Here is a 16,635-nt window from a genome sequence, read left to right as displayed (position 1 = left end):
CCATTCGCCGACTTTTTAATCTGTGGTGATCTTTTTTCTTAATACAAGTATATGTTTCGAGTCATTTCGCCAAACTGCGTAATTGGTCGGAAATTAGCGGAAGTGAAATTCAGTCCTTTTGCTATATTGACATTCTGCTTCGGTTTATTATTTTTTGCATGAAAATGAGTTTCCGGCTATGATGGCGATAACGAGTAAGAGGAGGGAACTCTTTGGAAGCCATACATGTCGAACAGATTATCGAGAAGCAACGAAGTTTTTATTATTCCGGTGCGACGAGACCGGCATCATTTCGTATAGAGATGCTTGACCGGCTGCGCAGCGCTATTATGCGAAATGAAAGTGAAATACTCGACGCCTTATGGAAAGACTTGCGTAAAGGTCCTTTTGAAGGGTATATGACGGAAATCGGTTTTATTTTGGACAGCATTTCGTATATGATGAAAAACTTGGATGACTGGATGATGCCGGAACCTGTTAAAACACCGCTCCATTTGCAACCTGCTCAAAGTAGTGTCATTCGTGAGCCGTATGGTTCCGTTTTAATCATTGGCCCATTTAATTATCCGTTTCAGCTTGTCATGGAACCTTTAATTGGCGCAATAGCAGGAGGGAACTGCACCGTTGTGAAGCCTTCTGAAAATGCACCGCATACAGGGAGAGTTGTCCAAAAAATTCTTGCAGAAACCTTTCCATCAGAATATATATATGTAGTGGAAGGTGGCGTGCGTGAAACATCTGCCCTGCTTCATGGGCCTTTCGATTACCTCTTTTTCACGGGAAGTGCCCGTGTCGGAAAGATTGTGATGAAGGCCGCTGCTGAGCGGCTTACGCCATTTGCGCTCGAGCTTGGGGGAAAGAGCCCTGCAATTGTTGACCAGACTGCAAAGCTGGATAAAGCGGCAGAACGCATCGTTTGGGGGAAATTTCTTAACAATGGACAAACTTGTGTCGCACCCGACTATGTTGCCGTTCATGAATCCGTACACGATGCCTTTGTAATAGAGCTGAAAAAGGCTATTTTCCGGTTTTATGGAAAGGACGCATCTCAAAGTACGGATTATGGCAGAATCATTCATGAGAATCACCTTGACCGGCTTGAACAACTTTTGCAAGGTCAGCGTTCAAATGTTGTATACGGGGGACATGTGGTTCGGGAAGAGCTGTATATGGAACCGACGTTACTCGCGGGCGTCTCTTGGGAAGACTCAATTATGGAGGAAGAAATCTTCGGGCCGATTCTACCGATCTTGCCTTACCAACATCTAGGTTCCCTCATTCATAGAATTCGTCAGTTACAGAAACCGCTGGCAGCCTATATGTTCACAGAAAATAAGAAAGCGGCGGATTATTTTGCAGAACAATTGCCGTTTGGCGGCGGGTGTGTCAATGACACGATCAGCCATGTGGCTAATCTGCATCTGCCGTTTGGTGGAGTAGGCCCATCCGGCATGAATGCCTATCACGGAAAGGCAAGCTTTGATACATTTACGCATGCAAAGTCCTTGATGCACAAAAGCACTGCCATTTCAGTCCGTTTCGGTTTCCCTCCTTACGGTAATAAATTATCTCTGCTGAAGCGGCTTTTAAAGTAAAGAGAATATCCGCAAATAGTGATAGCATAAAAGCTTCCTAGTTTATATGACAGTAGAGTATTACGGGTACTTTTTGTGGCGGCAAACCCAATACGACGGCTCGTTAACTCAAAAGAGTTGTCCTTATAACATGCTTGTTAGACAAAAAGAGAGAGTATGAAGAACTGGACCGTTCTCGTACTCTCTTTTTTTAAAGTTTATTAGCAAACCAGCGGGTTCATTTTGACGATTGGAAAAGTCAAGGATACAAGGGTACCCGTACCTGGATCGCTAGTAACTTCGATACTTCCTTTATGATCGTATATTATCTTTTTTGTGATGACCATGCCGAGACCGGAACTATCCTCTTTCGTAGAATAAAAAGGCTCAAAGAGTTGTTCTAGTGCTTCGTTATTCATGCCTGATCCGTTGTCGAATATCTCTATGCTTAGCTGATCAGCTATAATTTGGTTCTTAATTTGCAGAACTCCTCGATCAGAAAGTGCTTCTACGGCATTCCGCAAAATATTGATAAAGACTTGTTTAATACTTTCTTCATTGCCAAAAATATGAGCTGGATATTCCGCTAGATGGATGGAACATTCAATCTTTCTCATCTCTAAATGGTTTTCAAAGAGATTGACGACTTCAAGCAATGCTTGTTCAATGTCAAATTCGCAAGTCTTTTTAATATTAGGCTTGGAGAAGATGAGAAACTCACTTGTAATCAAGTTGATCCTTTTTATTTCCTCGCCCATAATTTCTGTGAAATGCCGATAGGGATTCGCTGGATCATCATTCATCATCTGTATGAAGCCGGAAACAGAGGTCATTGGGTTTCTCATTTCATGGGCAACGCTAGCAGCCATTTCCCCGATGGCTTTTAATTTGATAGCATCCATTCTTAGTTTTTCGGCTTGCATCTTGTCCGTAATATCTCTGGCAATGACAGAAAACGCAATAATTTCTTGCTGTTTATTGTAAATGGGAGCGATGGTCATTTCAGCATCGAACAATGTCTTGTCTTTCCGCATTTCCTTTGTCCTTAAATGAAAACTTTCTCCTTGCTTCACGCGTTCGGTCCGATGTACGACGCCGCGCAGTTCGCTGTCGGGATAAAGCTGAATCTTTTTCCCTTGGCATTCCCCCTTCTTCCAGCCATACATTGTTTCAAACGCAGGATTAACCGTAATGATGTGTAAATCTAAACTGAATACAGCAATGGCGTCTTGGGCATGTTCGAAAAACAAGTGCAAATAGCCATCTTTTGAAGTTAACTGTTCTTCTTTCCGTCTGTTTTCAACAAATAATCTCTTCCATTCTGGTCCCACCCTAAAGACGAAAAGGACAGTCAGGATAAGCACCATCAGTAGTAGGAAAACATAATGGGCGACGAGACGTGAGTGATCGATCGTTGTATACTGATCACGAAACAGGAAATATAGGATTGCTAGCTGGCATGCAGTTAGTGAAACTAGGATAATAGTTGTTTTCCTGTGATTATATACAAACGCAAAAATAATCGGGAACAGCAAATAAAGTAAAAAGGGAATATCGGGATATAGGAAATTGAGAAGTAATACATACAGATTTGCGCCAAACAGAATAAGAGAGCGTATAGAAGCTGCGTTTCTTCCGTCGTTAATTCTGCAAAAAAGCATCAAAATTGCTGTGTATAGAAAACCGGCAAGTACGAATACCCAGTATAATTTATAATCTGCAAATGGCAGCACGAGGAGTTGAACGATGACGACAGAAGCGAAAAAAAGTATAATGAAATTATTGTGGGATTGGATCAGCTTATCAGTTTCCACTTTTCAGCACCCCTCGAAATAATATTACCGATAATCATACATGATTTTCGATCAATTGGGAGTATGTTTTTTAAAAAAAATGACAAAAGGTGATCCGTATGAATTTTAATGAAAAAAGTGTTGTAGCGCTATTAAAACGGTTAGTTGAAACTCCGAGTCCGTCCGGATATACAAATGAAGTAATGCAACTGATCTATTCTGAATTTGAAAAGATGGGAGTTCCTTGCAAGAAAACGAACAAAGGCGCAGTCATTGCGACATTGGAAGGTAAAGATACGTCTCGCCATCGTCTGTTGACGGCTCACACCGACACATTAGGTGCTATGGTAAAAGAAATTAAACCGAATGGCCGTTTGAAACTGACAATGATCGGCGGCTTCAGATGGAATGCAGTAGAAGGGGAATACTGCAAAATACATACTTCATGTGGACGAATCATTTCAGGCACAATATTAATGCATCAGACGACGGTCCATGTGTATGAGGACGCGGGCACTGCTAAACGCAGTGCGGATAATATCGAAGTCCGGATAGATGAGAAAGTGGCGACGGCAGATGAGACCCGGTCTCTCGGCATTGAAGTCGGAGATTTTGTATCGTTTGAGCCGCGTTTTGAAGTAACGAACAGCGGCTTTGTCAAGTCTCGCCATTTAGATGATAAGGCGAGTACAGCATTGCTCTTGGAGCTTGTTCGAAGCTTGAAAGAACAGGGGACTGAGCTGCCTCATACAACCCATTTTTACATTTCGAACAATGAAGAAATTGGCTATGGCGGCAACTCGAATATTCCGCCTGAGACAGTTGAATATATCGCTGTTGATATGGGAGCTATCGGTGACGGGCAGACGTCCGATGAATACACGGTTTCCATTTGTGCAAAAGATTCCACGGGTCCATATCATTATGATCTAACCCGGCAACTGACTTCTTTATGTAAAGAGGAAAGCATTCCATTCAAATTGGATATCTATCCTTTCTATGGATCAGATGCTTCAGCTGCGATCCGGGCTGGTTTCGACGTAAGACATGCTCTGTTCGGCCCGGGCATTGAATCATCGCATGCGATGGAACGCACGCATATCGACTCGTTGAAAGCGACATCGCAGCTGTTGCACGCTTATGTAAATGCAACCATGCTAGACTGAATGGAGGAAATAACATGAACACCGAACACTTATTATCAATCGTGCCGATTGGAAGAATAGAAGGGCAGCTTCCGCAGTCAGTGACAGATGTTGCAGTCAACTCGCGGGCTGTCAGTGCAGGAGGAGTGTTTGTCTGTATAAAAGGGTTCACGGTCAACGGACATAACTACGCTCAGCAGGCAGTCGAACAAGGGGCACGTGTTATCATTGCCTCCGAACCTGTACATGTGGATACGGATAAAGTGGCTGTCGTGTACGTGGAGGATACCACGCGGGCAATTGCATTGCTTGCCCCTCGATTTTATGGTTTCCCTTCCAAAAGGATGACAATGATCGGTGTAACTGGCACGAACGGAAAAACTAGCGTCAGCAATCTGATCCACTCCATCTTGCGGGAGGCTGGTGTAAAAACAGCTGTTACGGGCACGATCGGCTTTAACTTAGATGGAGTGCACTATGAAACGGAAAATACGACAACAGATGTCCTTACGACGCAGCAGATGATATCTCAAGCTGCTGAAGAAGGATGCGAAGTGATGACTATGGAAGTTTCCTCACACGGATTAGTGGAAGGACGTTTGGCGGGTACAGAATTTGATATCGCGATTTTTACAAATTTAACTCACGATCATCTAGATTTTCATGGTTCTATGGAAAATTACGGAAATGCGAAAGGGCTTTTATTCGCACAGCTTGGCCAAGACTTAGAGAAGTTCAAATATGCAATCCTTAATGCGGATGATCCTTGGAGCGAACGGATGAGTATGATGACACCTTATCCCGTCTTGACATATGGTGTGCAAAATGAGGCGATGTTTAAAGCGTCAAATATTCAAATGGAAGCGGGCGGAACATCGTTTACACTAACTTGTCCCGAAGGCATCTATGATGTTAGCACGAAATTGATCGGCGAATTCAATGTCTATAATGCACTCGCTGCAATTGCGGCATTATATGCAAAAGGAATGAAGACGGAAGAAATCCTCGTGCATCTTTCTGCTGTTTCCCCTGCGAAAGGGCGGATGCAAAAAGTTGAAACCGATTTGCCGATTACGATGTTTGTCGACTATGCGCATTCGCCGGACGCCATAGAAAAAGCGATCCAATCTGTATTGCCTTATAAAAAAGAAGGATCAAAGCTAATCTTTCTTATCGGTACAGGCGGCAATCGGGATAGGAAAAAACGGCCGGTTATGGCAGAGAAGGCATCTGTAGCTGACTATGTTATTCTGACGACGGACGATCCTCGGTATGAACCGAATGAATCGATCTTGTCCGAACTGGAAAAAGGCATGGCTCATAGCCAATATGCTTGTATCGCTGACCGTGTCGAAGCGGTGCGCCATGCCATTGCCGTTGCGAATGCTGATGATATGATCATCTTTGCAGGTAAAGGGCATGAAGACTTCCAAATTATCGGAAATGAAAAGTTTCCACATTCCGATGCGGAAATCGCTTTGAAGGAAGCGGAAAAAAAGTTTGGCCACGGTATTTTGAGCGAATAACCAATGAAGTGGGCTGTCCGCGTTAGGGCAGTCCCTTTTCTTTTTAGCATATTCTATCATAGAGCACTTCAATTATTATTTCGAAGGGGCATAACTGGCGCCGTGATTAGAAAAAATGGTTGAAAAGAGACATCAATCGCTCTATGCTTAAAAAAGCTTATATATAAGGAGATAACAAAATGCAAAAACCGATAAAGGATGAAATTGCATCTCGCCGGACGTTCGCTATTATTTCCCATCCGGATGCAGGGAAAACGACAATGACTGAGAAGTTGTTGTTCTTTGGCGGCGCCATCCGTGATGCTGGAACGGTAAAAGGAAAGAAAACAGGAAAGTACGCCACTTCTGACTGGATGGAAATTGAGAAGCAGCGTGGTATTTCCGTTACATCATCCGTCTTGCAGTTTGATTATGACGGAAAACGGGTGAATATTTTAGATACACCTGGACATGAAGATTTCAGTGAAGACACCTATCGGACGCTGATGGCTGTCGATGCTGCTGTTATGATGGTGGACTCAGGGAAAGGAATTGAGCCGCAAACGATTAAATTGTTCAAAGTTTGCCGGATGCGGGGCATTCCAATTTTCACGTTCATGAACAAGATGGATCGCCAGGGGAAAGAGCCTCTCGAGCTAATGGAAGAGCTAGAGGAAGTGCTCGGAATTGAATCGTATGCAATGAATTGGCCGATTGGCATGGGGAAAGAATTCCTTGGGGTCTATGATCGGCATAATCAACGGATTGAGCTTGCACGCCCGCAGGATGATCAAAAATTCCTTCCGCTAGGTGAGGACGGAGGTCTTGCTGTTGAGCATTCGATGACGGAAACGTCCTATTATAAACAAGCATTGGAAGATGTGCTGCTGTTAAATGAAGCAGGCAATGATTTCGATAAAGAACGGGTAGCAAAAGGAAATTTGACGCCTGTATTCTTTGGCAGTGCGCTTACTAATTTTGGCGTGCTAACCTTTTTAGAAACCTTTTTGCAGTTCGCCCCGGCACCTCAGCCTAGGCAAACGCAGGATGATGAGAAAGTGGATCCATACGCTGACGAATTTTCAGGGTTTATCTTCAAAATCCAGGCGAATATGAATCCGGCTCACCGAGATCGAATTGCATTTGTGAGGATTGTCTCAGGAGCATTTGAACGGGGAATGTCGGTTACCGTACCGAGGATTTCCAAGTCATTTAAGCTGTCGCAAACAACTCAATTTCTTGCCGATGACCGAGAGACGGTGAACGAAGCTGTCGCTGGCGATATTATCGGATTATATGATACCGGAAGTTACCAAATCGGTGATACAGTCGTTGGTGGGAAGAAAATGTTCCAATACGAAGCATTGCCGCAGTTCACTCCGGAGCTTTTTGTCCGTGTTACTGCGAAAAACGTAATGAAATCGAAGCATTTCCATAAGGGGATCTTGCAGTTGGTTCAAGAAGGCGCCATCCAATATTATAAAACGCTTCATACGGAAGAGGTCTTGTTAGGGGCAGTCGGCCAGCTGCAGTTTGAGGTTTTTGAACACCGGATGAAAAATGAATACAACGTGGAAGTGCAAATGGAGCATATCGGCTCGAAAGTCGCCCGATGGATCGAAAATGAGTCGGATGTTAAAGAAACGATGGCGGGACAACGTGCAATGCTTGTAAAAGACCGTCATGACAATCTGGTCTTCTTGTTTGAAAATGATTTTGCTATGCGTTGGTTCAACGATAAATATCCGGATATCCGGTTATACAGTTTGTTGTAAAATAAATCAATGATGGTCCGGCAACGATGTGTCCGGACCATTTTTATATGTGACAAATCGGTAAATAATTTAAAAATGAAAGCCTGCGAATTGAAGTTGCAGAAAGCTTTCAATATGATTGAGATAATGCTGCAGAGATGTGAAGGAGACGTGTAAATGAAAATTAGTGAATTCTCCATTAAACGGCCGGTTTTTACGATGGTGACAATGTTTCTTGTCATCATATTAGGGGCCGTATCTTTCTTTAAAATACCTGTCACCTTGATACCGGAATTGAACCCGCCGGTTGCTGTTGTGGTTACGAGTTATCCAGGTGCCTCTTCCACGGAAGTGAGTGAGAAATTGACCAAACCGTTGGAAGATAGTTTATCGACTACGCCTGGCTTAAAGTCGATGCAGTCGTCATCACAAGAAGGCGCCAACTTTATTCTGCTCATGTTTGATTGGTCGACAGTCATCGACGAGGTTCAATTGGATGTCATGCAGCGGATCGATCAGGTTCCGGTGCCGGAAGGGGCAAACGCACCCCGCTTCATGAAATTTGACCCAGCCCAATTTCCAGTGATCCAGTTGTCACTTCGCGCTTCCGGAGACAATGTAGATATCCGAAAAATTGCCGAGCAGCTGGAAACCGAGCTGCGGAGGACGAAAGGGGTCGCAAGTGTCACAGTCTCTGGGGAGCTAGTCGAGGAAGTCCAAGTAATCTTGGATGAAAAGAAGCTTGAAGAGAACGGTCTTGTACAATCCGATATTGTTCAAGCGATTCAGGCAGGCAACGTCTCCATGCCGGGAGAACCGATTGAGACACCAGATGGGAAACAACTGACAACGAGAATTTTAAGTACGCTAACGACGATTTCTGATATTCGCAATGTGGCAGTCGGGGCCAATCCTTTGACGGGTGAGAAGCTGACCATTGCTGACGTAGCAGAAGATGTTGCCTTGATGGAGGCAAAATCGACTTCTGAAACACGGGCAAATGATGAGTCGGCGGTACTCATGTCGGTATTGCAAGAATCCGGAGCCAATACTGCAACCGTGTCTACCGCTTTCAAACAGGCATTAGATAAGCAATTGGAGAAAGAAGAATTTAAAGGGGTAACAGCAGATATTTTATTTGACCAAGGTGATTATGTAAAACTCGCAATAGGCAATATCGGGCAGTCCCTTCTGCTCGGCGGACTATTTGCCATGATTGTGCTTTTCTTATTCCTCCGGGGGATTAAAAGCCCAATTATCATCGGAATTGCTATACCTTATTCTGTCATTGTTACATTTGTTCTTATGTTCTTTGCTCATTTTTCGTTGAATATTATGACACTCGGAGCTCTTGCGCTTGGCATAGGGATGCTTGTGGATAATGCGATTGTCGTTATTGAGAATATTGAACGGCATCTTGGCATGGGGAAATCACCCCGAGAAGCCGCTAAGGAAGGGGCTAAGGAAATTGCTGGCGCCATTACTGCTTCTACGCTTACAACACTAGCCGTCTTTGTTCCAGTCATTTTCATCAGCGGTTTGATTGGTCAAATTTTCACGGAATTCGCTTTGACCATTTCATTCAGCCTCTTTGCTTCTCTTGTTGTTGCGCTTACAGTCGTACCGATGATGGCAAGCAGGATGCTGAAGAGGCCGCAGAAGAATTTGGAGGCACGGAGAAGGCGTTCGAAGTCGTGGAATACCTTTGAACGATCTGTGAAATGGTCACTGAAGCATCGTTTTATTGTGTTGGCCTTAACCTTGCTGTTATTAGTGGCGAGCGGATTTGGTTTATTTAAAGTGGGAACTGAATTTTTGCCGCCGACCGACGAAGGATTTTTCAGCATTTCTGTTGATTTGCCGAATGGCTCTTCCTTATCCGCTACAAACAAAGTGGTTAAGCAGATTGAGAATGAGCTGAAAGACAAAAATGAAGTTGAAGTCTATGTCAGCTTAGTAGGCGGAACTCAGCAAAGCATGGCGCAAGGAAGCTCAGAATCCAACACAGCGGAAGTGTATGTTAAGCTCGTTCCTCTTTCTGATAGAGAACACTCCGTCTTTGAATTTGTTGACGAGGTACAGCCGAAAGTGTTGAAGGCGGTTGGAGATCAGGCGAAAGTCGGCTTTAATATGCAGACTGCAGCAGGCTCGTCTCCTAACACGCTGACGTTCTCCTTGAAGGATATCAATGAGAAGCGTTTGGATGAAGCGGTCAGCAAGATTGATGAAGAACTGGATCAAATGAAATCTGTCATGGAAGTGTCCAATACGCTGCAGGACACGATTGAAGAAATCCATATTGATGTGGATCCAGCCAAAGCTGCAGACGCCGGCTTGGCGCCATATCAAATCGCTCAGACTGTCAACTCCATTACACGCGGTTCATTTGCAACACAAATCGTTGATAAGCGTGGTGAAGTCGTTTCAGTCATGGTCTCGTATGACGAAAAATACAGGGACAGCATCGACAAATTGAAGAAGCTGAAGCTTCGTACACCGGCAGGAACATTCATCAACCTTGGCTCGGTAGCTACGATTTCTGTGCAGGAAGGCCCTGTTGCCATTCAACGGGTGGATCAAGCCCATTCGGTTACGTATACAATAAAATATGCCTCGAATGAATCATTAGGGGACATGACGAAAAAAGTAAATGACGTAATGGATCGAATTGATTTACCGGAGGAAACGGAAATGTCCTATGGCGGCGACCGTGAACTTTTTGAAAGTGCCATCAATGATATGCTGCTGGCTGTGCTGCTTGCAGTCGTTCTAGTTTATATTGTCATGGCTGCTCAGTTTGAATCCTTTAAATATCCATTTGTCATCATGTTTTCTGTTCCATTAATGATAATTGGAGTATCGCTTGGATTGCTGGCAACAAATACGCCGATCAGTGTTACGGCAGTCATCGGTATTCTAGTTCTTGTCGGAATCGTAGTTAACAACGGGATTGTCCTAGTGGATTACATTAATCAGCGGAAACAGGCAGGCTTATCCTCATATGATGCAATTATTGCATCGGTAAGAGATCGGGTTCGTCCAATTCTTATGACAGCATTGACAACTATTCTCGGTTTATTGCCACTTGCGCTCGGCCTTGGGGAAGGAACAGAGATGAATCAGCCGATGGGCATTGCGGTCATCGGAGGTCTGATCAGCTCAACTTTCTTAACGCTCTATATTGTTCCGATCATCTATAGTTTGATTGATCGGGAAACGAGAAAACGGGCTGTCGGAAAAAAACGGCAGGCGAAAGACTGATCATCACCAAAACATGCGAAAGGCGTAAAGTAAGCATATGCTCACTTTACGCTTTCTTTGTTTTGGCAGATGAAATATGAATTAGGCATACTACTTGTACTCTCACATATAGTACTAGAGGCAAGGCAAACGAATAGAAACTCCGCAAGCTTAAAGTTTCAAAAGAAAAAAAGGAATGGACCATGAAATTTGAACTCGAATATGATATACTACTATTAAATGGCCCGACAACTTAATATTCTTTTGACAGATGTCAAAGGGGAGTAGCTATAGGGAAACCTATTTCATAGTCGTCAGTACATGGCTCCAGCCATCGGTTATGATAGCAGGATATTTACTTCAAATTTCTGACTTAGCGAGACCTTTGCCTTTATTAGGTGAGGGTTTTTTTAATTGGAAAAATGAGGAGGAACTTTTTTGGAAGCAATTTTGTTGGAGTATGCATGGGTACTTGTCGTACTAATTGTGTTGGAGGGGTTATTGGCGGCAGATAATGCTGTGGTCATGGCTGTTATGGTCAAGCACTTGCCGAAGGTGCAGCAGCGGAAAGCCTTATTTTATGGGTTGCTTGGAGCGTTCGTGTTCCGTTTCACCGCTTTGTTCATGATTACTTTTTTGGTAAATATCTGGCAGATTCAAGCGCTGGGAGCCATTTATTTATTATTCATTTCGATTAAAAATATTTTGGATAAGCGAAAAGAGAATGCAGGACATGCAGTGGATAAACCGAGAAAGCAATCGGGTTTCTGGATGACGGTTTTAAAGGTCGAGTTAGCCGATATTGCATTCGCGCTGGATTCTATGCTTGCAGCTGTTGCTTTGGCCGTCACATTGCCGGAGCTAGGAGATTTCCATATCGGGGGCATTAATGGCGGACAGTTTGTTGTCATGTTGATTGGTGGTATTGTCGGTTTGATTTTGATTCGTTTTGCGGCGAGACAATTTGTTGTTCTTCTAGAGAAGTATCCTTCTTTGGAAACAGCTGCATTCCTTATTGTTGGTTGGGTAGGGGTGAAATTGGTAGTCCTGACTTTGTCGCACCACAAACTTCAAATTATTGATGAAGCCTTCCCACATTCACCTTTGTGGAAAACGACGTTCTGGATCGTACTTGCGGCTATTGCTATAGGAGGCTATCTGACAGCCGTAACAAAAAAACGCAAATAAGCATAGGAATATGGATATCCGGTGACTCTTTAATTAGGGTCGCCGGATTTATTTTTTCATGTTTCCTTTATTTTTCGATTGAAATTCACTAAAATGGGAAGATGGATCTCTTCAAGTGGTGGAAAGGAACTCGATGACAATGAAATTTACCCGTGAAAGTTTATATAGGTTTACTCCGGCACAAGTCATAGTCTTTTATTACTTTTTAGCAATTGCTTTTTCTTATATCTTGCTGAATTTGCCTGGAGTCTATAAGCCAGGCGTCCATGTCTCGTTCATCGACAGCTTATTTACGGCTGTCAGTGCGGTCAGTGTGACCGGCTTGTCTCCCATTAATATTGGGGCAACATACTCAGTGTTCGGACTATGCATGCTGATGATCGTATTGCAAATTGGCGGAATCGGCATTATGTCGATCGGTACATTTTTCTGGCTGATGGTTAAGAAGAGGATCGGCTTGCGGGAGCGGCAATTGATCATGGTGGACCATAACCAATATTCCCTGGCCGGCGTTGTTCAATTGATCAGGCAGATTGTCGTCATCATCTTTCTAATTGAACTAGTTGGCGGAATCATCTTGTCATTGTATTTGTTAAAGTATTATGACACCGCTTCGGCAGCATTTTTAAATGGAATGTTCATGTCGGTATCAGCTACTACGAATGCTGGTTTTGATATTACCCAGGCGTCATTGCTTCCTTATTTCAATGACTATTTCGTACAGACCGTCGTGATGATCCTAATTATTGCTGGAGCTATCGGATTTCCTGTACTAATAGAGGTAAAGAGTTTCTTTTCACGGAAGGTGCCTCATTTCCGGTTCACTTTGTTTACGAAAATCACGACCGTTACATTCGGTTTGCTGCTCATTTGGGGTGCAGTGATGATCTTTGTATTGGAATCATTCCACTCCTTCAAAGGAATGGCATGGCACGAAAGGATTTTCACCGCATTATTCCATTCGGTATCATCCCGATCAGCGGGACTCACGACGTATGATATTACCCAATTCAGTGAAGCAACCGATATCTTTATCAGCTCACTCATGTTTATCGGTGCCTCACCCAGCTCTGTCGGAGGAGGAATCCGAACAACTACGTTCGCGATCGCCATCCTGTTCCTCATCAATTTTGCACGGGGCAAGGATGTCATCCACATCTTTAAGCGGCAAATCAAATTAATTGATGTATTTCGTTCCTATGCGGTCATTTTATTAGCTTCTATGATGGTTATGACGGCATTATTAATTTTGCTCTTAACGGAGCCAGGCGTCCCGGTTGTGGCATTGTTGTTTGAGATATCGTCCGCATTTGGAACTTGCGGAATGTCACTCGGCATTACATCGGATCTTTCGATTATCGGTAAAGTCATTATCATGATCTTAATGTTTATCGGGAGAGTTGGTCTCATTTCCTTCCTCTATACATTAGGCGGAAAAACAAATAAGACTACGTATCATTATCCGAAGGAACGAGTCATTATTGGATAATAGTTGTGGCAATTGAATGGGGGCTGTCCGGATACTCAGCGAAGCTGACTAACCGAGGCAGCTCTTTTTATTTCCTGTTTACATGCAAAAAGGTGGAGAAAAAACGAATCGTTTTTTCTCCACCTGATAGGTTTAGGCGTAGGCAAGTGCTTCGTCTTCCAAGTATAGGAATGACGGTTCTTTGTCAGTATGGAACAGTGTAATGAGATAACCTTCACGGACTTCATAATGTCCGGAGTCTATTGTGCTAGGGTCAATATAGGTTTTAGTAATGAAAGTTTGCTTTCGGATGCTCCGTGAATTCCATGTTTCCTTTCCATTCATCTCTCCAAGCAGCGGAAGGTTATTTAACAACTGTTCTTCGAGTGCCAAGAGAATTTTTTTGGAAACGGCATCTTCCCACCAAATCTTACGAGGCTGGAACTTGTGATGAGCCAAATAATCCATTTTCATCAAACTGGCCACAATTTTCATGTCGGCCTTTCCATCCGAACGAAGAAAATCGTCCAAACGGATAAATAAATCCTGTAGTTGATGCCCAATTCGCGACCAGCCTTTCTCTTCCCAGAAAGTACCGAACTGTTGGAAGAAATCAAATGGTGTCTCGAAGACTTGAGAAACAAGATATTCGACAGTCCGGGGAAGCCGTTGATCGTTCCAATATTTCTCCAACACATCCTCCGTTTGTTTGATTCGGATGATCTCCTCAAATGTCAGCACATTATTGGATAGAATTTCATACGGTGCTGTGTCCACATAGGTATACCCATACTGTTCAGCCTGGATCCGAAGACCTGTCCCCCTGAGAAGTTTTAGAAACCCTAATTGAAGTTCTTCAGGCCGCAGAGCGAAGACATCATTAAATGTCTTTCTGAATGAATCATAATTTTCTTCCGGCAACCCCGCAATTAAATCTAAATGCTGTGCAATTTTTCCTCCGTTTTTCACCATGCGCACTGTCCGAGTTAGTTTTTCGAAGTTTTGGCGTCGTTTTACGAGTTCATTTGTCGCGTCGTTTGTCGATTGAACACCGATCTCAAATCTGAAGAGACCGACAGGGGCATTCTCATTTAAAAACTCAATGACTTCAGGTCGCATGATATCTCCGGTTATTTCAAATTGAAATACAGTCCCTGGACGATGTTCATCAATGAGAAACTGAAACATTTCCATAGCATAGCTTCTACTAATGTTGAATGTCCTGTCGACAAATTTTATTGTTCTGGCGCCATGATCCATCAAAAATCGAATATCTTCCTTGACCGCTTCCCGATTAAAGTATCGGACCCCTACTTCAATGGAAGAGAGGCAAAATTGACACGAAAAAGGGCAGCCGCGGCTTGTTTCGATATAGGTGACTCGGTTTGGCAAATTGGGCAAATCTTCTTCAAAACGGTAGGGTGTTGGAATTTCACGTAAATCCAACTTAGGTCCTGGTGTGTTGACTTTCAATTTTCCGTGTTCCATATAGGCGATTCCCTGTACTTGCTGCTTTGGAATTTTCCCGGCCTGCCAATCGCATATTTGCTTAAATGTGCGTTCCCCTTCACCGATTGCAATCAAATCTATCTCAGGTACTTGTTCCAGCCACTTATCATAATCATAAGTAACTTCTGGGCCGCCTGCTACAATAACGATGGAAGGATCGATGGTTTTGAGAATCCGGATGACTTTAATCGATTCTTCAATGTTCCAAATATATAAGCTGAATCCAACGATATTTGGCTTTTTTTGATAAATATCTGATACAATGTTCATTGTAGGATCCTTAATGGTATACTCTGTTAGAATTGGTGTGTATTCCGGTTCGGCATACGCTTTTAAATACCTGATAGCCAAGTTGGTATGGATATATTTCGCATTCAATGTGGTTAGTACAATACTCATAGTTTTCTCCTTTAATTTTTGTTGATAATAATCAATATGCATATTTAGCACTATTTTAATGAACAAAATAATATGGAATAATCTGAAATAAGGCTATTACTGTGTATCATGAATAACTTATCATTATTTTTCATACGGTTTGTAGAGGGCATACGGGAGGTATCAACTTGGAAAACGAAAATAATAACTTAGAAAATCTTTATTTTATATTGAATGATCGCTGTCGACCAGGCATCATCCTTGAGATGGATGGATCAATCTTTGAAATGAATGAACCATTCAGGGTTTACTTCGAATGTGAACAATTTCGTTCCATAGAGGACTTCATTGATACGACCTCCATCCAGGATTGGCATTCATTTATGGAACAATCACTAGACTCCAGCCATATGCAAATGGCTAGAATGCCGATGAATGTTTCAAGAATGAATGATGTGTTAAGGGTGGAAGCGCACTTATTCTATTTGCATGCCGAAAATAAAATAGGTGTCATCTTCGATTTGCCAAGAAAACAAACCAGTATGTCCATTAAATCATACTACAATGCCTTTCGTTTTGCCCATAGCTTTATGATGCTCGTTGATGAGAAAGGAAAAATTTGTGACGTAAACGAACGCAGTCACGAATTTTTCAATCTTGACAGGGCCATATTTAATGGCCGTCATATTACTGAACTGGAGAAACTGTTTCCCGATCTGACAGCGTTAACGATTACCGAACAACTGTCCATTGCCAAATCTACAGGCCTTTCCGAAATGAACAAGAAGTTCGAGCGGGAATCAGGCGACACAAGATATTATCATATTACAATTTCGTATGAAAAAGATACAAATATGTTTATTGTTCAAATTATGGATTCCACTGAGAGGGAAGAGCTTGAAGAGAAGCTGGCGCATTCTGGAACATTATCTGCGGTCGGCCAATTAGCGGCAAGCATTGCTCACGAAATCCGCAATCCCATGACAACCTTAAAAGGCTTTACTCAGCTACTCAGCGCGACTGCAACTGAAGAATCGTTGCGGTATATTTCTGTCATTGAAGATGAAATTAAAAGAATGGA

Annotated in this window: 10 protein-coding genes; 8 read left to right on the top strand and 2 right to left on the bottom strand. The window is 43.0% G+C overall.

The window, feature by feature from the left end:
• Positions 1-212 precede the first annotated feature (212 nt).
• A complete protein-coding gene (locus tag NCCP2222_RS08860; protein ID WP_248511581.1) occupies positions 213-1,595 on the top strand; it encodes an aldehyde dehydrogenase in 1,383 nt (460 codons plus the stop codon).
• A gap of 200 nt (positions 1,596-1,795) precedes the next feature.
• On the opposite strand, the gene NCCP2222_RS08855 is transcribed toward NCCP2222_RS08860, so the two are convergent.
• Positions 1,796-3,388, bottom strand: a complete 1,593-nt coding sequence (locus NCCP2222_RS08855) for an ATP-binding protein (protein ID WP_248511580.1) — start codon at positions 3,386-3,388, stop codon at positions 1,796-1,798.
• 98 nt (positions 3,389-3,486) lie between these two features.
• Between NCCP2222_RS08855 and NCCP2222_RS08850 the strand changes: the two genes are divergently transcribed.
• The 6 genes from NCCP2222_RS08850 (at position 3,487) to NCCP2222_RS08825 (ending at position 13,688) form a co-directional block, all read left to right on the top strand.
• Positions 3,487-4,533 (top strand): M42 family metallopeptidase, encoded by a 1,047-nt coding sequence (locus tag NCCP2222_RS08850; RefSeq protein ID WP_248511579.1) that lies wholly within the window; start codon positions 3,487-3,489, stop codon positions 4,531-4,533.
• Positions 4,534-4,547: 14 nt separating this feature from the next.
• Entirely contained in the window at positions 4,548-6,038 is a 1,491-nt protein-coding gene (locus NCCP2222_RS08845; RefSeq protein ID WP_248511576.1) for a UDP-N-acetylmuramoyl-L-alanyl-D-glutamate--2,6-diaminopimelate ligase, read from the top strand.
• Positions 6,039-6,217: 179 nt separating this feature from the next.
• Entirely contained in the window at positions 6,218-7,792 is a 1,575-nt protein-coding gene (locus tag NCCP2222_RS08840; protein WP_248511574.1) for a peptide chain release factor 3, read from the top strand.
• 156 nt (positions 7,793-7,948) lie between these two features.
• Complete coding sequence (locus NCCP2222_RS08835; protein ID WP_248511564.1) at positions 7,949-11,032, top strand: efflux RND transporter permease subunit; 3,084 nt, start codon at positions 7,949-7,951, stop codon at positions 11,030-11,032.
• Positions 11,033-11,449: 417 nt separating this feature from the next.
• Entirely contained in the window at positions 11,450-12,199 is a 750-nt protein-coding gene (locus tag NCCP2222_RS08830) for a TerC family protein (RefSeq protein WP_248511562.1), read from the top strand.
• A gap of 139 nt (positions 12,200-12,338) precedes the next feature.
• Positions 12,339-13,688, top strand: coding sequence for a TrkH family potassium uptake protein (locus NCCP2222_RS08825; RefSeq protein ID WP_282570692.1), 1,350 nt, complete (start codon positions 12,339-12,341; stop codon positions 13,686-13,688).
• 132 nt (positions 13,689-13,820) lie between these two features.
• Here NCCP2222_RS08825 and NCCP2222_RS08820 read toward each other — a convergent pair whose 3' ends face one another.
• Positions 13,821-15,575, bottom strand: coding sequence for a B12-binding domain-containing radical SAM protein (locus tag NCCP2222_RS08820; protein WP_248511558.1), 1,755 nt, complete (start codon positions 15,573-15,575; stop codon positions 13,821-13,823).
• A 167-nt stretch (positions 15,576-15,742) separates the two neighbouring features.
• Here NCCP2222_RS08820 and NCCP2222_RS08815 point away from each other — a divergent pair.
• Positions 15,743-16,635: histidine kinase dimerization/phospho-acceptor domain-containing protein (locus NCCP2222_RS08815; RefSeq protein ID WP_248511556.1), on the top strand; the 893-nt coding region annotated here is incomplete at its 3' end.

The sequence above is a fragment of the Sporosarcina sp. NCCP-2222 genome, from assembly GCF_023168145.1.
In the GTDB taxonomy this organism is placed as follows: Bacteria; Bacillota; Bacilli; order Bacillales_A; family Planococcaceae; genus Sporosarcina.
This window is presented reverse-complemented; position numbering and strand designations above follow the sequence as displayed.